Annotated in this window: 14 protein-coding genes and 2 pseudogenes; 7 read left to right on the top strand and 9 right to left on the bottom strand. The window is 68.3% G+C overall.

What is annotated here, in order from left to right:
* Positions 1 to 4 precede the first annotated feature (4 nt).
* Positions 5 to 559, bottom strand: a complete 555-nt coding sequence (locus tag AC5Y5E_RS20060; protein WP_499904434.1) for a pyridoxamine 5'-phosphate oxidase family protein — start codon at positions 557 to 559, stop codon at positions 5 to 7.
* Between the two features lie 191 nt (positions 560 to 750).
* On the opposite strand from AC5Y5E_RS20060, the pseudogene AC5Y5E_RS20055 reads away from it, so the two are divergent.
* Positions 751 to 1,402, top strand: a pseudogene (locus AC5Y5E_RS20055) (TetR/AcrR family transcriptional regulator).
* Here AC5Y5E_RS20055 and AC5Y5E_RS20050 read toward each other — a convergent pair.
* Positions 1,362 to 2,249 carry a LysR family transcriptional regulator gene (locus AC5Y5E_RS20050; RefSeq protein ID WP_499904433.1) on the bottom strand — a complete coding sequence of 296 codons (888 nt, stop codon included), beginning with the start codon at positions 2,247 to 2,249 and terminating at the stop codon, positions 1,362 to 1,364. The pseudogene AC5Y5E_RS20055 and the gene AC5Y5E_RS20050 overlap by 41 nt on opposite strands.
* 90 nt (positions 2,250 to 2,339) lie before the next feature.
* Here AC5Y5E_RS20050 and AC5Y5E_RS20045 point away from each other — a divergent pair.
* Positions 2,340 to 3,527, top strand: a pseudogene (locus tag AC5Y5E_RS20045) (MFS transporter); the annotation flags it as partial.
* Here the strand turns inward: AC5Y5E_RS20045 and AC5Y5E_RS20040 are convergent.
* From AC5Y5E_RS20040 to AC5Y5E_RS20030, 3 genes are all read right to left on the bottom strand, one after another.
* On the bottom strand, positions 3,528 to 3,632 hold the full coding sequence (locus AC5Y5E_RS20040; protein ID WP_499905012.1) for an MFS transporter small subunit: 105 nt from the start codon (positions 3,630 to 3,632) through the stop codon (positions 3,528 to 3,530).
* Positions 3,629 to 5,020, bottom strand: coding sequence for an L-lactate MFS transporter (locus tag AC5Y5E_RS20035; protein ID WP_499904432.1), 1,392 nt, complete (start codon positions 5,018 to 5,020; stop codon positions 3,629 to 3,631). Before AC5Y5E_RS20035 ends, AC5Y5E_RS20040 begins: the two co-directional genes overlap by 4 nt.
* A gap of 143 nt (positions 5,021 to 5,163) precedes the next feature.
* Positions 5,164 to 6,789, bottom strand: coding sequence for an adenylate/guanylate cyclase domain-containing protein (locus AC5Y5E_RS20030; RefSeq protein ID WP_499904431.1), 1,626 nt, complete (start codon positions 6,787 to 6,789; stop codon positions 5,164 to 5,166).
* A 44-nt stretch (positions 6,790 to 6,833) separates the two neighbouring features.
* Between AC5Y5E_RS20030 and nucS the strand changes: the two genes are divergently transcribed.
* Entirely contained in the window at positions 6,834 to 7,505 is a 672-nt protein-coding gene (nucS, locus tag AC5Y5E_RS20025; protein ID WP_499904430.1) for an endonuclease NucS, read from the top strand.
* 22 nt (positions 7,506 to 7,527) lie between these two features.
* Positions 7,528 to 7,821: an Rv1322 family protein gene (locus tag AC5Y5E_RS20020; protein ID WP_499904429.1), complete on the top strand. Its 294-nt coding sequence runs from the start codon at positions 7,528 to 7,530 to the stop codon at positions 7,819 to 7,821.
* Between the two features lie 84 nt (positions 7,822 to 7,905).
* Here the strand turns inward: AC5Y5E_RS20020 and mce are convergent, their stop codons facing one another.
* Entirely contained in the window at positions 7,906 to 8,364 is a 459-nt protein-coding gene (gene mce / locus AC5Y5E_RS20015; RefSeq protein WP_499904428.1) for a methylmalonyl-CoA epimerase, read from the bottom strand.
* Between the two features lie 78 nt (positions 8,365 to 8,442).
* On the opposite strand from mce, the gene AC5Y5E_RS20010 reads away from it, so the two are divergent.
* Both AC5Y5E_RS20010 and AC5Y5E_RS20005 read left to right on the top strand, forming a co-directional pair.
* Positions 8,443 to 9,624, top strand: a complete 1,182-nt coding sequence (locus AC5Y5E_RS20010) for an acetyl-CoA C-acetyltransferase (RefSeq protein WP_499904427.1) — start codon at positions 8,443 to 8,445, stop codon at positions 9,622 to 9,624.
* 124 nt (positions 9,625 to 9,748) lie between these two features.
* Complete coding sequence (locus tag AC5Y5E_RS20005) at positions 9,749 to 10,651, top strand: tetratricopeptide repeat protein (RefSeq protein ID WP_499904426.1); 903 nt, start codon at positions 9,749 to 9,751, stop codon at positions 10,649 to 10,651.
* 6 nt (positions 10,652 to 10,657) lie between these two features.
* On the opposite strand, the gene glgB is transcribed toward AC5Y5E_RS20005, so the two are convergent.
* Both glgB and AC5Y5E_RS19995 read right to left on the bottom strand, forming a co-directional pair.
* Complete coding sequence (gene glgB / locus AC5Y5E_RS20000) at positions 10,658 to 12,853, bottom strand: 1,4-alpha-glucan branching protein GlgB (RefSeq protein WP_499904425.1); 2,196 nt, start codon at positions 12,851 to 12,853, stop codon at positions 10,658 to 10,660.
* Between the two features lie 6 nt (positions 12,854 to 12,859).
* Positions 12,860 to 14,953, bottom strand: coding sequence for an alpha-1,4-glucan--maltose-1-phosphate maltosyltransferase (locus tag AC5Y5E_RS19995; RefSeq protein ID WP_499904424.1), 2,094 nt, complete (start codon positions 14,951 to 14,953; stop codon positions 12,860 to 12,862).
* Between the two features lie 221 nt (positions 14,954 to 15,174).
* Here AC5Y5E_RS19995 and glgP point away from each other — a divergent pair, with 221 nt between their 5' ends.
* Positions 15,175 to 17,802: an alpha-glucan family phosphorylase gene (gene glgP, locus AC5Y5E_RS19990; protein ID WP_499904423.1), complete on the top strand. Its 2,628-nt coding sequence runs from the start codon at positions 15,175 to 15,177 to the stop codon at positions 17,800 to 17,802.
* On the opposite strand, the gene AC5Y5E_RS19985 is transcribed toward glgP, so the two are convergent.
* On the bottom strand, positions 17,786 to 19,789 hold the full coding sequence (locus AC5Y5E_RS19985; protein WP_499904422.1) for an ATP-dependent DNA helicase: 2,004 nt from the start codon (positions 19,787 to 19,789) through the stop codon (positions 17,786 to 17,788). The genes glgP and AC5Y5E_RS19985 overlap by 17 nt on opposite strands.
* Positions 19,790 to 19,796: the final 7 nt, after the last annotated feature.

Genomic DNA, 19,796 nt, shown 5'->3' with positions numbered 1-19,796 from the left:
TGACTCAGGCCGGGTCGGGCGCGTCCCACGGGACCGTGCCGGAAAGCCAATGGGTGATGCGCTCTACCTGGTCGTTGCGATAGAGGTGTCGCGGCGGTTGACCGAATGTCGCGTAGGGGCGGCACCGAACGACAACCCGGTTTTCTTCGCGACGCATGGCGTCGACGACCGGCCGGGCTTCTGACGGGAGCGGCTGGCCCGACATCCTGGCACCAACTTCCATCATGACGTCGCACACCAGGTCGGGATTGTCGTCGATTACCGCGTCGGCATACACCTGCAAATAGGCGAAGGGCCAACGTTCGTCGAGGACACACAGGCTGATCTTGCCGTCCCGCGCGACGACGCGGGCCTTGCCGCGCCCCGCCATCGTCGACACCAGCAGCTCGTCCCCATCGGTGGGGACGTAGTAGACGACCGACATTCCGGGCCCGTCGTTCTTCCGACGGTAGCCGAAGACGCACGTTCGATGAGTCCGCACGAACTCGCGACGCTCGGATGGCAGCAGGTCCCGGTCGGTGGGAATGGTGAAGGGTTCCGTGGCAAGTGGTAGCAGCATGGCAACGCGTCTTCCGGTCTGGCTTGAAGGTGATCGTGCGGCACCCGATATTTTATGGATACACCGTATCCGTTATTGCGTGAAGGGTCAAGGGTCGCGATACTGGGCGCGTGACCCGAAGCGGCCCACCGACTCCAGACGACACCTCGGGCCGCCCGTCCCGCGGACGCCCGCGGCTTCCGCTCGACCGCATCGTCGGCACGGCCCTCGAGATCGTGGACGACGAGGGCGCTGAGGCGCTCTCGATGCGGACCCTCGCGCAGCGGCTGGAGTCGGGAACGGCCACGCTGTATCGCCACTTCGCCAACCGAGGCGAGCTGGTTTCGCAAGTGGTCGATCGCGTGTTCGGCGAGATCGAGTGCAGCGCGGAGGGACTCGCCACGATGGAGTGGCGGCGGGCCTGCGAGTCCTTCGCACGAGCGACGTTTGAGGTGTTGCACAGGCACCGCAACGTGGCTCCGCTGCTGGTCGACCAGCTTCCGCTGGGGCCCAATGCACTGGCGCAGCGGGAAGCGTTACTGGCGGTCCTGCTCGACAGCGGCTTTACCCCGGGTCTCGCGGCCCGCTCGTATGCGACGGTGGCCCGCTACGTGCTGGGCTTCGCCATTCAGCTCAGCGGTCGCGGATTCGACGAGCGGCACGCGTCCAATCTTTTTCATACATTGGATCGACGGTTGTTCCCCGCCACCAGCGCCGGTGGCCGACCACCTGCCTGTGCCGATCGAAGAGGAGTTTGCGCTCGGACTTGAGCTCATCATCAGTGGTCTGGCGAAATACTCAGCAGCGCAGAGTGATAGAGAAGCTACATCGTGGCCTGGTGATGGACGCCCCCGGCGGACGTGATGAAGTCGCGGGCCGGGCGGGGCAATGCTCGCCCGGAATTCCAGATCAGTCCGACGTCCCGGTAGGCGTCGGCGTCGGCCAACGGCAGCACGCTGATCCCGGGGGCGTGCTCGCTGCCGTCGATGGGCATCAGGCTGACGCCCAGTCCGGCGGCCACCAGGCCGGCCGTCGACGTGAGGGTCGCCGACTCGAGGATGATCCGCGGCTGGAATTGCGCTGCGGCGCAAAGCTCGTCGAGCAGGCGGCGCATGCCGAAGCCGGGCTGCATGGCCACGAACGGCTCGTCGGTCAGCTCGGACATGGATACCGCCGCGGCAGCCGCAAGCGCATGGTCGCGCGGGAAGGCCACGCCGAGCCGCTGACGAAACAGGCTGCGCCAGGCCAGGTTCGGTGCCTGTGGCCGTGGTGAAACGACGCCGAGGTCGATCGACCCGGACCGCACCAGGTCGCCGATCGATTCGGCGGCACCTTCCTCCAGCGTGAACGTCACTCCCGGTGACGCTGCCCTGAACCGGGCGATCAGGCGCGGCACCACCGTGGACCCGAACGAACCGAGAAAGCCGAGGCGGATCTCGCCGACGGCCGGATTGGCCAGGTCGTCGATCGCCCGCCTGGCCGAATCGAGCTCGCACTGGGCGCGTCGGGCATGCTCGTAGAAGATCCGTCCATAGGTGTTGAGCGCGAGCCGCTTGCCGCGGCGCTCGAACAGCGCGACGCCCAGTCGCCGCTCCAGGCGCGCCAGCATCCGGGTGAGGGTCGGCTGGGCGATGTGCAGCTGTTCGGCCGCGGCCGTGACGTGCTGTAGTTCCGCGAGTGTGACGAACCACTCGTAGTCGCCGTCCTGCATCGCCGTCACCTTTGCTTATGTAGTTATCGCATCATAACTCCGCTAACAATTCATTTCCGTTCGCACGCCGCGGGGCGAAACATCGTTGCCATGCCGATCGCCCACCAAGCCGGAAGCCGCGGATACCGTCGGGTGACGGCGGCGCTGTACGGTGCCGGCCTGGCCAGTTTCGCGGCGATGTACTTCACCCAGGCGCTGCTGCCGGCGTTCTCGAACTACTACCGGATCACGCCGGCCACCGCCGCGCTGACTGTCGCGCTGACCACGGGAGTGCTGGCGCTGTCGGTCATCCCCGCGAGTGTGCTTTCAGAGCGCTACGGACGCATCACGGTGATGCTCACGTCGGGGGTCGCTTCCAGCGTGATCGGGTTGTTGTTGCCCTTCAGTCCCTCGCTCGGCGTTCTGCTTGTCGGCCGGGCGCTGCACGGCGTCGCGCTCGCCGGGATACCCGCGGTCGCGATGGCGTTCCTCGCCGAGGAGGTGCACGCCTCGTCGCTCGGTGCGGCGATGGGACGCTACATCGCCGGCACCACCATCGGTGGGTTGACCGGGCGGATCGTTCCGGCGCTGGTCGTCGACATCAGCAATTGGCGTGTCGCGCTGTTGGTCTGTTCGCTGACGACGCTGGCGGGTACGGCGGTCTTCGCCATCCTGGTGCCCCGGTCGCAGTTCTTCACCCCGAAGGCCGCCAGCGTGCGCGCCAGTGCGCGCGACCTCGCCGCACACCTGCGAAACCCCGTGTTGCTGAAGCTTTTTGCGCTGGGGTTCGCGCTGATGGGCGGCTTCGTCACGGTGTACAACTACCTCGGGTACCGGTTGACCTCCCCGCCGTTCGGATTGGCGCCGTCGGTGGTCGGACTGTTGTTCTTGCTGTACCTCGCCGGCACCGGGGCGTCGGTGGTGGCCGGGCGGCTTGCCGACCGCAGGGGGCGCGCGCTGGTGCTCGGCGGCGCGTTGCCGATCACCGTGACGGGCCTGGCGCTGACCGTCCCGCACTCACTGGTCGCGGTCGTCGTCGGGCTCGGTGTGTTCACCGGCGGGTTCTTCGCCGCGCACACCGTGGCCAGCGGTTGGGTGGGTGCGGCCGCGCGCCGGGATCGGGCCGAGGCGTCGGCCCTGTACCTGTTCAGCTACTACCTGGGCGGGTCGGTCGCCGGCGCATTCGGCGGGCTGGTCTACGGCGCCGGCGGGTGGCCGGCCACGGTCTGGTTCGTGGGTGCCCTCATTCTCGTCGCCGTGGCGCTGGCGGTGCTGCTGGTCAGGGAAACGGGTTTCGGGTCAGGCGCCGAACAACTGGCTGATCTTCGAAAAGAGTTGCCAGACACCGTAAGCGAACGGAACGCCCACCCAGAGCCACGCCAGCGCGATGCTCGGCTTCGTCATGGTTGCCTCTCCGGTTGCCGGTCAGCGACCGCTTCGGACGCCGGTGCGGCCCCGTCGGGCTCGTGATGTCGCGTGGCCACGGGCCGGATCAGCTCATTGCAGAACATCCCGACGACCAGCAGGGCGATCATCACCTCGAACGAGGCGAGGTACAGGTCCGGGCCGTGTTTGCCGGCCGCCTTCTGCGAGTCGGCGATGGCGTTGACGATCAGCGGACCCAGTACGCCCGCGACCGACCACGCCGTCAGCAACCTGCCGTGGATGGCGCCGACCTCATAGGTGCCGAACAAGTCACGCAGGTACGCGGGAACGGTCGAGAACCCCGCGCCGTAGAACGACAGGATCAGGAGCGTGCACAGCAGGAAGGTGACCTTGTTGGAATTGGTCGTCAGCGCCAGCGTGAGATAGAGGAGCGCGCCTCCGCCTAGGTAGAGCCGGTACATGTTCTTGCGCCCCAACGCATCCGACAACGACGACCATCCGATCCGGCCGAGCATGTTGGCCAGCGACAGGAGCGCGACGAACCCGGCGGCCGCGGACGCCAATGCCGCCGCGCGGGGCGCCCTCGGGAAGAAGTCCTGATAGATCGGCGAGGCCTTCTCCAGGATGCCGATGCCGGCCGTCACGTTGAAGCAGAGCACCACCCACAACAGCCAGAACTGCGGTGTCTTGATCGCGTTGGCCGCCGACACACCGGCCGTCGTGATCAGCGATCCGGCTTTGTGCGGCTTGGGTTTCCAGCCCTCCGGCGTCCATCCCGGCGCCGGCACCCGGATCAGCAGGCACCCCATCGCCATGAACACCGCGTAGGTGCCGCCCATCACCAGGAAGGTCCTGGCGACGCCGGCGGTGCTGGTGCGGCCGAACGCGTCGAGCAGGCTGTTCGTCCACGGGGACGCGATCAGCGCCCCACCGCCGAAGCCCATGATCGCCAAGCCGGTCGCCATGCCGGGCCGATCGGGAAACCACTTGATGAGCGTCGACACCGGCGAGATGTAGCCGATACCGAGGCCGACCCCTCCGACGACCCCGTATCCCACCACGACGAGCCAGTATTGGTGAACCGAAACTCCGAACCCGGCGATCAGCAACCCGCTGCAGAAGCACACGGTGGCAACGACCATGGCCCAGCGCGGTCCGTAGTGGTCGACGCGCGTGCCGAACGCCGCGGCCGAAAGGCCCAGCATCACGATGGCGACGGTGAACGGCATCGCGCTGGCCGTTCCCGAGACGTGCAGCGATTTCTCTAGCGGGATCTTGAAGACGCTCCAGGCGTAGACCGACCCGATGGCGAGGTGGATGGACAGCGCGGCGGGCGGCACCAGCCAGCGGTTCCATCCGGGTCCAGCAACGATTCGCGAACGATCAAGCAGCGCAACGGTTGTCAATATGTACCCTTCTCACACGGGCCGGAGCTTCACCACTATCGGTGCGGCGCGGCGGGCGGGTCAAGGCGCGATTTCTATTGTCCTATAAAGGATTTCTATCGAGCGTGGTCATCGCCGTTGACCACGGGCGTTGTCAGCGCGAATCAGCGATCGGACCGGCTAGCCTCCACCGGGGCGGCCAGCCGCGTCGGGCGCTCGTACCCGCGCAGGGTCACGGTATCGCCCAAAGACCAACGGGCACTTTCCTCTTCGCTGGCGCCCTCGATGGCACCTGCCGTCGCGAGCAATTTGCCCGGGCGTGACTTGGCCAGTTCGCAGAGGCGCGCGGCCTCGTTGACCGGTTCGCCGATGACGGTGTATTCGAACCGTTCCTTGGCGCCCACGTTGCCGGCGACGACCTGACCGGCCGCCACGCCGATGCCGGCATCCAGCTCACACATCTCGCCGGCGAGGCGCTCGGCGATGCGGCGCGCGGCGCCCAGGGCCTCGTCCTCGGGAGAGTCCAGGTGGTTCGGGGCACCGAAGATGGCCAGCGACGCATCGCCTTCGAACTTGTTGACCAGGCCGCAATGGCGGTCCACTTCCTCGACGACGATTGCGAAAAACCGGTTGAGCACTTCGACGACTTCGGTCGGCGGTTGGCTCGTCACCAGTTGGGTAGAGCCGACGATGTCGATGAAGACGACGGCGACGTGTCGTTCCTCGCCGCCCAGTTTCGGTCGTTCGCGCTCGGCCGCCAGGGCGACTTCGCGGCCGACGTGCCGGCCGAAAAGGTCGCGCACGCGTTCGCGTTCGCGCAGGCCGTCGACCATCGCGTTGAACCCGCGCTGCAGCTCGCCGAGCTCGGTCCCGTCGAAGACCACCAGGTTCCCGCGCAGGTTGCCCTGCTCGACGCGGCGCAGCGCCGCGCGCACCACCCGCACCGGGGTCGCCGTCAGCCAGGCCAGGATCCACATCAGGGCGCAACCGAAGACGAGCGTGGCGACTGAAATGATCAGCACGCCGACCGCGAACTCGGTCTCGGTCAGGTTGCGCAGCAGGATCTGGAACATCGCCAGCAGGCCGATGCCGATGACGGGCACGCCGGAACCCAGGAACCAGACCACCATCGTGCGGCCCATGATGCCCGCCGAAAACCGCCGCGGCGGTGGTCCCGCCTCGAGCGCCTGGGCGGCAATCGGGCGCAGCGCGAACTCTGCGAGTAGATAACTCGCGGTGGCCACCAGGACGCCGCAGAAGCTGACGACGAGGAGGAACCGCGGGATGAACAAGGTGTTGGCCAGACCGTAGAGGATCGTGTAGACCACCGTCCCGATGCCCCACAGGACGAGGTCGTACATGGCGAGTCGCCACGGCGCCAGGAAGGTGTTGCGCTCGTCCTCGGCGGTGGGGGCGCGCTCCTCGGTCGCCCAGCGCAAAGCGAGCACGGTGCGGCGGGTGATCCAATACGTGCCCACCGCCAGGGCGGCGGCGATGTAGGCCGGGGAGACGCCGAAGGTGAGCCAGGCCGGCGCGTCGTGGAAGATGCTCGGCTGGGGAATGGCGACGATCACCAACAGCAGTGCCACGCCGATGCCGATCAGGTTCACCCCAAGCACCAGCACCGTCATGATGATCTGGATGCGGATGCGACGGCGCCGCTGGCTCTCCGCCACCCGGCCGAGGATGAGGGATCCGTACGCCGGCGTATCCGGCAGGCGACCGCTCTGACGGGTGATCCGCTCGAGCACCCGGCCGATACGTTGGGCCATGCTCATTTTGGCCGACATGGTGGCGCCAGCCTATTTGCCGCCCACGCTCTAAGGTGAGTCGGGTGCGCCTTGTCATCGCCCAATGCACCGTCGATTACGTCGGCCGGCTCACCGCACACCTGCCGTCCGCGCGAAGGTTGCTGCTGTTCAAGGCCGACGGATCGGTGAGCGTGCACGCCGACGACCGCGCCTACAAGCCGTTGAACTGGATGAGCCCGCCGTGCTGGCTCACCGAGGAGCTCGGCGGCGAGGTGCCGCTGTGGGTGGTCGAGAACAAGGCCGGCGAGCAGCTCCGCATCACGGTCGAGGAGATCGAGCACGACTCGAGCCACGACCTGGGCGTCGACCCCGGATTGGTGAAGGACGGCGTCGAGGCGCACCTTCAGGCGTTGCTGGCCGAGCACGTGCAATTGCTGGGCGAGGGATACACATTGGTCCGCCGCGAGTACATGACCGCAATCGGTCCCGTCGATCTGCTGTGCCGCGACGAACGGGGCGGCTCGGTCGCCGTGGAAATCAAGCGGCGCGGCGAGATCGACGGCGTGGAACAGCTCACCCGCTATCTCGAGTTGCTCAACCGCGACAGCGTGCTGGCGCCGGTCAAAGGTGTCTTCGCCGCCCAGCAGATCAAGCCGCAGGCGCGCACTCTCGCGACCGATCGCGGAATCCGTTGCATCACACTGGACTACGACAAGATGCGCGGCATGGATAGCGACGAATACCGGCTATTCTGACCTGCCCGACTAGACTGGCGGCATGGCTCGGCGCCGCACACCGCCACGTGGCCAACGGCCAATACGGCCACCGGTGCTGAGCCGGGTGGAAATCGGACCCGATGGTCACGAGTACGAGGTTCGGCCGATCGCGGCGGCCCGCGCGCTCAAGACCTACCGCTGCCCGGGTTGTGACCACGAAATACGTTCCGGCACATCGCATCTGGTGGTATGGCCGACCGATTCACCACATGGCGGGGTCGAGGACCGGCGGCACTGGCACACGCCGTGCTGGACCAACCGCGCTACCCGCGGCCCGACGCGAAAGTGGTCTTGAGAACACCGGCGTGAATTCGCGAGCGTGCGGCTGGCCGCACGCTGAACGCCGAACGTGCGGCTGGCCGCACACTCGGCGCAGGCTTCAGGAGGCGGGCTCGACCAGCTCGATGAGGACGCCGCCGGCGTCCTTGGGGTGGATGAAGTTGATCCGCGAGTTTGCTGTGCCGCGCCGGGCCGCGTCGTAGACGAGGCGCACTCCCTGCTCGCGCAGCTGCTCGCAGATGGTGTCCAGATCGCTGACCCGCACCGCCATCTGTTGGATGCCCGGTCCGCGCTTTTCCATGAACTTCGCGATCGTCGACGAGTCGTCGAGCGGGGCCATCAACTGCAGCTGCGCGCTCGTGCCGGGGACGGCCAGCATCGCCTCGCGGATGCCCTGGTCGTCGTTGACTTCCTCGTGCACCAGGATCATGCCGAGGTGGTCGTGGTACCAGGTGATTGCGGCGTCTAGGTCGGCGACCGCAATGCCGACATGATCCAGGCCAGTCACCAAGGACGTTGCCAGGAGGTGGCGGGCGTCAACTTGATCGGTCGTCATCACACCACGGTAACGTGGCAGCAAAGATTCCGCTTCTCCAGGTCGCGGAAACGGCCGTTGGCGCACGCCCAGGAGGTACTCATGACGACGTCGGTGATAGTTGCTGGGGCGCGGACGCCCATCGGCAAGTTGATGGGTTCGCTGAAGGATTTTTCGGCCAGCGATCTGGGCGCGATCGCGATCGCGGGCGCGCTGGAAAAGGCCAAACTTCCGGCGAGCGCGGTCGAGTACGTGATCATGGGCCAGGTGTTGACGGCCGGTGCCGGCCAGATGCCCGCGCGCCAGTCGGCGGTCGCGGCGGGCATCGGCTGGGACGTTCCGGCGCTGACCATCAACAAGATGTGCCTGTCCGGCATCGACTCCATCGCGCTGGCCGACCAGCTCATCCGCGCCGGGGAGTTCGACGTGGTGGTGGCCGGCGGCCAGGAGTCGATGACCAAGGCGCCGCATTTGCTGATGGACAGCCGGGCCGGCTACAAGTACGGCGACGTCACGGTGCGCGACCACATGGCTTACGACGGCCTGCACGACGTGTTCACCGACCAGCCGATGGGCGCGCTGACCGAGCAGCGCAACGACCTCGACAAGTTCACCCGTGCCGAGCAGGACGAGTACGCCGCGACCTCGCACCAGAAGGCGGCCGCGGCGTGGAAGGACGGCGTGTTCACCGACGAGGTGGTGCCGGTCAACATTCCGCAGCGCAAGGGCGATCCGCTGCAGTTCGCCGAGGACGAGGGGATCCGCGCCAACACCACCGCCGAGTCGCTGGCCGGCCTCAAGCCCGCGTTCCGCAAAGACGGCACCATCACGGCCGGTTCGGCGTCGCAGATTTCCGATGGCGCGGCCGCGGTCGTGGTGATGAACCAGGCCAAAGCCCAAGAGCTGGGGCTTTCCTGGCTGGTGGAGATCGGCGCGCACGGGGTGGTGGCGGGCCCGGACTCGACGCTGCAGTCCCAGCCCGCCAACGCGATCAAGAAAGCGCTCGGTCGCGAGGGGATTTCTGTCGACCAGCTCGACGTCATCGAGATCAACGAGGCGTTTGCGGCCGTCGCGCTGGCCTCGACCCGTGAACTGGGCGTCGATCCCGGCATCGTCAACGTCAACGGCGGCGCGATCGCCGTCGGGCACCCGATCGGCATGTCGGGCGCCAGGATCACGCTGCATGTGGCCCTGGAGCTGGCCCGCCGCGGCTCCGGATACGGCGTCGCGGCCCTTTGTGGGGCCGGCGGCCAGGGTGACGCGCTGATCCTGCGGGCCGGCTAGACGCGCGGCTCGACGTTGCTGGCGTCAGCCATTCGGGAAAGTTTGTGATTTAGGTCATAAGCCGCCATCGGCGCCGCGGAGGGGCCGATTCGGGGTTATCCGCGCGCATGACAGACTTGACGGCGTGACGCGTCCGCGACCCAGTATCGGGCCCGCACTGGCCGGTGCGGTCGATCTTTCCGGTCTCAAGCAGCGAGCCCAGCAGAGCGCTTCTCCGCCCGGCCCCGGCGGGCCGGCGGCCCCCGGTGCGACCGAGGTCACCGAGGCCAACTTCGAAGCCGAAGTGCTCGTCCGCTCCGACGAGGTCCCGGTGGTGGTCGTGCTGTGGTCGCCGCGCAGCGACGCGTGCGTGGAGCTCGTCGAGGCGTTCGCCGGCCTGGCGGTCGAGGACGCCGGCAAGTGGTCGCTGGCAACGGTCAACGTGGACGTGGCCCCCAGGGTGGCCCAGATATTCGGTGTCGACGCGGTCCCGACGGTGGTGGCTTTGGCCGCCGGGCAGCCGCTGTCCAGCTTCCAGGGAGTGCAACCGCCCGACCAGTTGCGGCGCTGGGTCGACTCGCTGTTGTCGGCGACAGCCGGGAAGTTAAGGGGCGCAAGCGGTTCCGAGCAAGCCGAAGTGGACCCGGAGTTGGCCCAGGCGCGCCAGCAGCTTGAGGACGGCGACTTCGACGCCGCCAAGCAGTCGTATCAGGCGATCTTGGACGCCAACCCGGGGAGCGCCGAAGCGAAGGGCGCGATCCGCCAGATCGACTTCCTCACGCGCGCAACGGCGCAACGCCCCGACGCCGTCGCGGTGGCCGACGCCGCGCCGGGCGACATCGACGCCGCGTTGGCGGCCGCCGACGTGGAAATCCTCAACCAGGATGTGAGCGCCGCGTTCGAGCGCCTGACTGCCTTGGTGCGCAGCACATCTGGCGACGACCGCACCCGGGTGCGCACCCGCCTGATCGAGCTGTTCGAACTGTTCGATCCCGCCGACCCCGAGGTCATCGCCGGTCGGCGCAACTTGGCGAACGCGCTGTACTGAGCGCCCCTACTCGGGTTCCAGCCACAGCGCCGACGTCGGCGGCAGGACCATTACGGCCGAGGCGGGGCGACCATGCCACGGGTCTTCGGTGGCGTCGACGCCGCCCATGTTGCCGATTCCCGAGCCGTTGTAGATGGTCGCGTCGGTGTTGAGCACCTCGCGCCAGCGGCCGGAGCAGGGCAGGCCCAGCCGGTAGCCGCTGTGCTCCGAACCCGCGAAATTGAATACGCAGGCCATCACCGATCCGTCGTTTCCATACCGGAGGAAACTCAGCACGTTGTTGGCCGAGTCGTTGGCGTCGATCCAGGAATAGCCGTCGGGAATCGTGTCTTGGCTCCATAGTGCCGGTCGGCTGCGGTAGATCTCGTTGATGTCGCGCACGAAGCGCAACACCCCGTTGGAGAAGCCCTGCTCGTCGAGCTGCCACCAGTCCAAACCGTTCTGCTCGGACCACTCGGCGCGCTGGGCGAATTCCTGGCCCATGAACAACAATTGCTTGCCGGGGTGTGCCCACTGGTAGGCGAGCAGGCTGCGCAAGCCTGCGGCCTTCACGTGATTGTTGCCCGGCATCCGGCCCCACAGGGTGCCCTTGCCGTGCACCACCTCGTCGTGGCTGATCGGAAGCACGTAGTTCTCGCTGAAGGCGTACAGCATCGAGAACGTCATCTCGTGGTGGTGGTAGCTGCGGTAGATCGGGTCGCGGCTGATGTAGTCGAGCGTGTCGTGCATCCAGCCCATGTTCCACTTCATCGAAAAGCCAAGGCCACCAAGGTTTGTTGGCCGCGTCACGCCGGGCCACGAGGTCGACTCCTCGGCGACGGTGACGATGCCGGGAGCGGCCTTGTGGGCCGTGGCGTTCATCTCCTGCAGGAACTGCACCGCCTCCAGGTTTTCCCGCCCGCCGTAGGCGTTGGGGGTCCAGCCGCCCTCGGGGCGCGAGTAGTCCAGGTACAGCATCGACGCGACGGCGTCCACCCGCAGGCCGTCGACGTGGAACTCTTCGAGCCAGTACAAGGCGTTGGCCACCAGGAAGTTGCGGACCTCCGCGCGGCCGAAGTCGAAGACGTAAGTGCCCCAGTCGAGTTGCTCCCCGCGCTTGGGGTCGGCGTGCTCGTAGAGCGGGGTGCCGTCGAATCGTCCCAGCGCCCATGCGTCCTTGGGGAAGTGCGCCGGCACCCAGTCAACGATGACGCCGATGCCGGCCCGGTGCAACGCGTCGACCAGCCCCCGGAAGTCGTCCGGCGTGCCGAATCGCGACGTCGGCGCGTAGTACGACGTGACCTGGTATCCCCACGACCCCGCGAACGGGTGCTCCGCGACCGGCAGCAGCTCCACGTGGGTGAACCCGTGCTCCACAACATAATCCGTCAGCTCGCGGGCCAGCTGGCGGTAGCTGAGCCCCGGCCGCCAGGAGCCGAGGTGCACCTCGTACGTGCTCATCGGCTCGAACACCGGGTTGCGTTGCGCGCGCCGCGCCATCCAGTCGGCGTCCTCCCACGTGTACGTGCTGCGCGTCACGCGCGACGCGGTGTGGGGTGGAACCTCGGTGGCGAACGCCATGGGATCGGCCCGCTCGGTCACCACGCCGTCGGCGCCGTGCACGCGGAACTTGTACAGGCCGTCCAGCGGAAAGCCCGGCCAGAACAGCTCCCACACCCCCGACGAGCCCAGCACCCGCATGGGCGCCTCGTTGCCGTTCCAGCCGTTGAACTCGCCGATCAGGTTGACGCCCTTGGCGTTGGGCGCCCACACGGCGAACGAGACCCCATTTACGACGCCGTCGGCCGTGGTGAACGAGCGGGGGTGGGCGCCAAGGACTTCCCAGAGCCGCTCGTGGCGGCCCTCGCCGAAGAGGTGAAGGTCGACTTCACCCAGGGTGGGCAGGAAGCGGTAGGCGTCGGCGACGACGTACGGGTCGGAACCCTCGTAGGTCACCTCGAGTCGGTAGTCGATCAGGTCGACGAACGGGAGGGCCACCGCGAACAGGCCGGCTTCGATGTGCTGCAGCGGGAACCGGTCCTCGCCGACGAGCGCGACGACTTCCCGCGCGTGCGGGCGAAACGCCCGGATGACGGTGTAGTCGCCGTATTCGTGGGCACCGAGGATGCCGTGCGGGTTGTAATGCGCACCGGCGACCAGGCGCGCCAAGTCGGCCGGATCGGGCGCCAGATCCAGTCCGGCCAGTTCGTCGGTTCGGCTCACAGCCCGTCACCTCCTACGCAGCAGCGTGATTCGCGATTCGTACGGTATGAGCGGCATGTTGATGATGTGTGCGACCGACTGCCCGGGATCGAGGCGAATGTAATTGGACTGCCCCCATTGAAATTCCTGACCGCTGATCTCGTCGCGCACCCAAAAGCGCTCATAAGGCTCCATACCCAATGCCGCCATGTCCAACCACAGCGTCGCTTCCTCGGGCCCGAACGCGTTCAGCGTCACCACGACCAGCACGCAGTCGCCGGTGGCCGGGTCGAACTTGCTGTAGGCAAGCATGGCGTCGTTGTCCACGCCATGGAAATGGATCGTGCGCAGCTGCTGCAGCGCCGGGTGCAGGCGGCGAATCATGTTGAGTCGCTTGATGAACGGTTCGAGTGATCGGCCTTCGGCCAGCGCACCCGCAAAGTCGCGGGGGCGCAATTCGTACTTCTCGGAGTCCAGGTACTCTTCGCTGCCCTCCCGCACCGCACGGTGTTCGAACAGCTCGTAACCGGAGTACACGCCCCAGGCGGGACCCATGGTCGCCGCCAGCACCGCGCGGATGGCGAACATGCCGGGGCCGTTGTGCTGCAGCACCGCGTGCAGGATGTCGGGGGTGTTGACGAACAGGTTCGGCCGGCGAAAGTCGGCGAGGGCGGCGATGTCGTTGCCGAACTCGGTGAGCTCCCACTTGGCCGTGCGCCACGTGAAGTAGCTGTAGGACTGCGTGAAGCCGAGCTTGGCCAGGCCGTACTGGCGGGCCGGCGGCGTGAAGGCCTCCGATAGGAAGAGCACGTCGGGGTCGGCGTCTTTGACCTGACCGATCAGCCAGGCCCAGAAGTCGGGCGGCTTGGTGTGCGGGTTGTCGACCCGAAAGAACTTGATGCCGTGGTCAATCCAGTGCCGGACCACCCGAAGCACTTCGTCGTAGAGACCCGCCGGGTCGTTGTCGAAGTTGATCGGATAGATGTCCTGGTACTTCTTGGGCGGGTTCTCCGCGTAGGCGATGGTCCCGTCGGGTAACTCGGTGAACCACTGCCGGTGGTCGCGGGCCCACGGATGGTCCGGCGCGCATTGCAGCGCCAGGTCCAGCGCTACCTCCATGCCCAGATCGCTTGCGGCGGAGACGAAGTCGTCGAAATCGTCGATCGTCCCCAGGTCCGGGTGAACCGCGTCGTGGCCGCCCTCGTCGCTGCCGATCGCCCACGGAGATCCCACGTCGCCGGGTGCGGCGGTGGGGGAGTTGTTGCGGCCCTTGCGATGTACCTTCCCGATCGGATGGATCGGCGGGAGATAGACGACGTCGAAGCCCATGTCCGCGATCCGCGGGAGCTGGGCGGCCGCCGTGGCGAAGGTGCCGTGCACGGGCTTACCGTTCTTGTCCCAGCCGCCCGTCGAGCGCGGGAACATCTCGTACCATGCGCCGAACCGGGCGAGCGGCCGGTCCACCCATACCCCGAACTGCTCGCCGCGGGTAACGAGGTCCCGCAACGGAAACTCCGCCAGGAGCTCCTCGATTTCGGGGTCCAGCGCCAGCGCGGTGCGGGTGACCGCGTCCCCGGGCGTCCGCAGCGCCTTGGCCGCCGCCAGCAGCGGATCGCGCCGAGCCCGCGGCACACCGGTCGCGGCGCGCTCGAACAGTGCGGCCCCCACCAGCAGGTCGTTGGACAGCTCGGTCGCGCCCTGCCCGGCGTCCAGCTTGGCGACCAGCCCGTGCCGCCACGAGTGGATGGGATCGCCCCACCCGTCGACGCGGAAGGTCCACAGCCCGACCCGGTCGGGGGTGAACACCCCGTGGAACACGTACGGCTCCTGGCCCTCGGTCATGGGCAGCAGCAGCGGCTTGATCCGCGGTTCGGCCGCCTTGCCGTCGAGCGCGGGCGCGGTCCGTTCGGGGGCCTGGACGGCCTTGATCCGGCGGGATTCGGTTACCTGCGGGTAGCGCTGCCCGAGGTAGCGCACGACCAGGGTCGCCGCGACCGCCTCGTGGCCTTCTCTCCAGACCGCGGCGCTGACCGGGACCATCTCGCCGACCACCGCCTTGGCGGGGTACGCGCCGCAGGAGACGACGGGCTGGACGTTGTCGATCTCGACACGACCGGGCACAACCACTCCGTTTCGATTGTGTGGCGAGACCGCGCTGTGTTCGGCGCGGAATGCCTCGCCTCTCAGAAACTTCCTGTCGTGGGGACTTCATCGGACGGACCGCATCGTTGCGGCCCAATAACTAACCGATACCCACCCTAGTGGGCGATCACACACCGCTGAAGGCAAACGGGCACTCGCTGGACCTGCGAGCGTCGAAATCCTCAGTAAGGTAATGACGTGTGAAAGCCCTTCGCCGCTTTACCGTCCGTGCTCATTTGCCCGATCGTCTGGCCGCGCTGGATCAGCTTTCGACCAACCTGCGGTGGTCGTGGGACAAGCCCACGCAAGACCTTTTCGCGGCGATCGACCCGACGCTGTGGGCGCGGTGCGGCGCCGACCCGGTGGCGCTGCTCGGGGCGGTGAGCCCGGCGCGGCTCGACGAACTTGCGCTCGACGAAGAATTCGTCGGCCGGCTCGATGCGCTGTCGGCCGACCTGAACGATTACCTGAGCCGTCCGCTCTGGTATCAGCAGCGGCAGCACGCCGGGGCCGCGATGCCGGCCGCCATCGCCTACTTCTCGATGGAGTTCGGGGTGGCCGAGGTGCTGCCCAACTACTCGGGCGGCCTGGGGATCCTCGCCGGTGACCACCTGAAGTCGGCGTCGGACCTCGGCGTCCCGTTGATCGCGGTGGGCCTGTACTACCGGTCCGGCTACTTTCGGCAGTCGCTGACCGCGGACGGCTGGCAGCACGAGACCTACCCGGCGCTGGACCCGCAGGGGCTGCCGCTGCGGCTGCTCACCGATGCGGCGCGCGAACCCGTGCTGGTGGAGCTGACGCTTCCCGACTCGGCGCAGCTGCGGGCGCGGGTCTGGATCGCGCAGGTGGGTCGCGTCCCGCTGCTGTTGCTGGATTCCGACGTCCCGGAGAACGAGCACGAGCTGCGCGGCGTCACCGATCGCCTGTACGGCGGTGACCAGGAACACCGCATGCGCCAAGAGATCCTGGCCGGCATCGGCGGGGTGCGCGCCATCCGCGCGTTCACCGCCATCGAGGGCCTGCCCGCGCCCGAGGTGTGGCACATGAACGAGGGGCATGCGGGGTTCCTCGGGGCCGAACGCATCCGCGAGCTGATCACCGATTCCGGCCTGGACTTCGACACCGCGCTGACCGTCGTGCGGTCGGCCACCGTGTTCACCACGCATACGCCGGTGCCCGCCGGTATCGACCGGTTCCCGGTCGACATGGTGCGGCTTTACTTCGACGACGGGCTGGACGACGGCGCCGACGGGGCGAGAAAGGCCAAGGGTGCGCCGGCCCTGCTGCCGGGCGTGCCGACCGCGCGGATCCTCGCGCTCGGCGCGGAGGACGATCCGACGAAGTTCAACATGGCCCACATGGGCCTGCGGCTGGCTCAACGCGCCAACGGCGTCTCGTTGCTGCACGGCCGGGTCAGCCGGGCCATGTTCAACGAGCTGTGGGCGGGATTCGATTCGGCCGAGGTGCCGATCGGCTCGATCACCAACGGCGTGCACGCGCGCACCTGGGCGGCCCCGCAGTGGCTGCAGCTGGGCCGCGAGCTGGCCGGGTCGGATTCGTTCGGCGATCCCGGTGTGTGGCTGCGGCTGCAGGAGGTCGACGCCGGGCATCTGTGGTGGATCCGGTCGCAACTTCGGGCGCTGCTCGTCGAGGACGTCCGGCGGCGGCTGCGCCGCTCCTGGCAGGAGCGGGGCGCGCCTGATGCCGAATTGGGTTGGATCGCAACGGCTTTCGATCCCAACGTGCTGACAATCGGGTTCGCCCGCAGGGTGCCGACGTACAAGCGGCTGACGCTGATGCTGCGCGACCCGGAACGGCTCGAACAGCTGCTGCTGGACGAGGAGAGGCCGATCCAGCTGATCGTCGCCGGCAAATCGCACCCCGCCGACGACGGCGGCAAGGCGCTGATCCAGCAGGTGGTGCGGTTCGCTGACCGGCCGGAGGTGCGGCACCGCATCGCCTTCTTGCCCGACTACGACATGTCGATGGCGCGGCTGCTGTATTGGGGCTGCGACGTCTGGCTGAACAACCCGCTGCGGCCCCTGGAGGCCTGCGGCACGTCGGGGATGAAGAGCGCGCTGAACGGCGGGCTGAACCTGTCCATCCGCGATGGCTGGTGGGACGAGTGGTACGACGGCGAAAACGGTTGGGAGATACCGACCGCCGACGGCGTGGCCGACGAGGCCCGTCGCGACGACCTGGAGTCCACCGCGCTGTACAACCTGCTGGAGCAGGCGGTGGCGCCGAAGTTCTACGAGCGCGACGAACAGGGGGTCCCGCCGCGGTGGATCGAGATGGTGCGTCACACGCTGCAGACGCTCGGCCCAAAGGTGTTGGCGTCCCGCATGGTTCGCGATTACGTCGAGCAGTACTACACGCCGGCGGCGGAATCGCTGCGCAGGACCACGGCGGCCGAGGACGGCGGCGCCGAGTTCGACGCGGCCCGCGAGCTGGCCGTCTATCGCCGGCGCGCCCACGACGCCTGGCCCAAGATCACCATCACCGACGTCGACAGCACCGGCCTGCCGGACTCTCCGGTGCTCGGCTCCAAGCTGACGCTGACCGCGACCGTGCAGCTGGACGGGCTGGCGCCCGACGAGGTCACGGTCCAGGCGCTGGTGGGCCGGGTCGACGCCGGCGACGCGCTGCTGGACCCGGTCACCGTCGAGATGTCCTACACCGGCACCGCCGAGGGCGGCAACCAGGTGTTCTCGACGACCACGCCGCTGCCGCTGGCCGGCGCGGTGGGATACACGGTGCGCGTGCTGCCGAACAACCCGATGCTGGCCGCCAGCAACGAGTTGGGTCTGGTCACGCTGGCTCGGTAGCCTTGCGCAGCCGTTCCAGCGCGGCGCGAACCCGGGCGCCGTCGGTGGTCGCCCAGAACGGGGGCAGCGACGCGCGCAGGTAGCCGCCGTAGCGGGCGGTCGCCATGCGCGAGTCCAGGACCGCGACCACACCCCGGTCGCTGACGCGGCGCAGCAGCCGGCCCGACCCCTGTGCGAGCAGTAGCGCGGCATGGTTGGCGGCGACGGCCATGAAGCCGTTGCCGCCGCGCGCGGCCACCGCGCGCTGCCGCGCTCCCAGCAGCGGGTCGTCGGGCCGCGGGAACGGGATGCGGTCGATGAGCACCAGCGACAGCGACGGCCCCGGCACATCGACGCCCTGCCACAGCGACAGGGTGCCGAACAGCGAGGTCTCCTCGTCGGCGGCGAACTGCTCGACCAGCGCCGAGGTGCTGTCGTCGCCCTGGCACAGCACCGGCGTCGAGAGCCGCGCGCGCATGGCCTCGGCGGCGGCCCGGGCGGCCCGCATCGACGAGAACAACCCAAGGGTGCGCCCACCCGCAGCAGTGATGAGTTCGGCGATCTCGGTCAGCTGCTCGGCCGAGCCGGTGCCGTCGCGGCCGGGCGGCGGCAGGTGGGCGGCCACGTACAGGATTCCGGCTTTGGCGTGTTCGAACGGCGAACCCACGTCGAGGCCGCGCCAGGCCGCCGGTTCGTCGGAGTCCGTTCCGGCCAGGCCCCAGGCGGCGGCCATCGCGTCGAAGGACCCGCCGATCGCCAGCGTCGCCGACGTCAACACCGTCGTCGAGCGCGAAAACACCTCGGTGCGCAGCAAGCCGGCGACCGACAGCGGCGCCACCCGCAACACCGACCGCACCGAACCCCGGTTGTCCTCGTGATCGAGCCAGACCACGTCGGTGCGATCCGGGATGGGTGGGGTGAACGACGTCAGGATCCGCGACGCGGTGTCGGATATCTCGCTGAGCGCCGCAACGGCTTCGGCCCGCGCCGACGCCGCCTTCGCGTCGCTGGTGGTGTCGATCGCCGACCGCGCCGCGGTGGCCACGTCGCGCAGCGCCGCCAGGTAGGTCGCCATCTCGTCGTCGAGACGGTCGATGCGGCCCGGCGTGCCGTCGTGGATGGCCGCGGAGAAGTTGGCGGTCGTCGCCTCCAGCCGCTGGACGAGTTCGGGATCCACCAGGCGGACGATCCGGCGCGCGGCGACGCCGAGGGCGGCCGACGTCAGTTCCGCGGTGGCCACCGACGTCACCCGGTCGACCAGTTCGTGCGCCTCGTCGACGACCAGCAGCGCGTGCTCGGGCAGCACCGCCGACTCCGCGACGGCGTCGATGGCCAGCAGCGCGTGATTGGTGACGACGATATCGGCGGCACCGGCCTGGCCACGCGCCCGCTCGGAGAAGCACTCGGCGCCGAACGGGCAGCGCGCCACGCCCAGGCATTCCCGGGCCGAGACGCTGACCTGCGACCACGATCGGTCGGGCACGCCGGGCTTCAGGTCGTCGCGGTCGCCCGAATCGGTCGTCGACGCCCAGGCGGTGAGCCGTTGCACGTCGCGCCCCAGCGCGCTGACCGCCACCGGATCGAATAGCTCGTCCTGCGGCCGCTCCTCGTCCGGGTCGCCGGCCGCGGCACCGTTGTGGATCTTGTTCAGGCACAAGTAGTTTCGCCGGCCCTTCAGCAGCGCGAAGCGGGGCCGGCGCGGCAGCGCGTCGGCGAGTGAATCGGCCAGCCGGGGCAGGTCGCGATCGACGAGTTGGCGCTGCAGCGCGATCGTGGCCGTCGACACGACGACCGGCGCGTCGTCGGTGACCGCGCGGACGATCGCGGGAACCAGGTAGGCCAGCGACTTGCCGGTCCCGGTGCCGGCCTGCACGACGAGGTGTTCGCCGGTTTCGAAGGCCCGCTCGACGGCGCCGGCCATCTCCACCTGGCCGCGGCGCTCGCTGCCGCCGAGCGCGGCGACGGCGACGGCGAGCAACGCGGACACGGACACGTCGGTCGTGGTCATTCCCGGG

This window comes from Mycobacterium sp. NGS54 (assembly GCF_059812465.1).
This window is presented reverse-complemented; position numbering and strand designations above follow the sequence as displayed.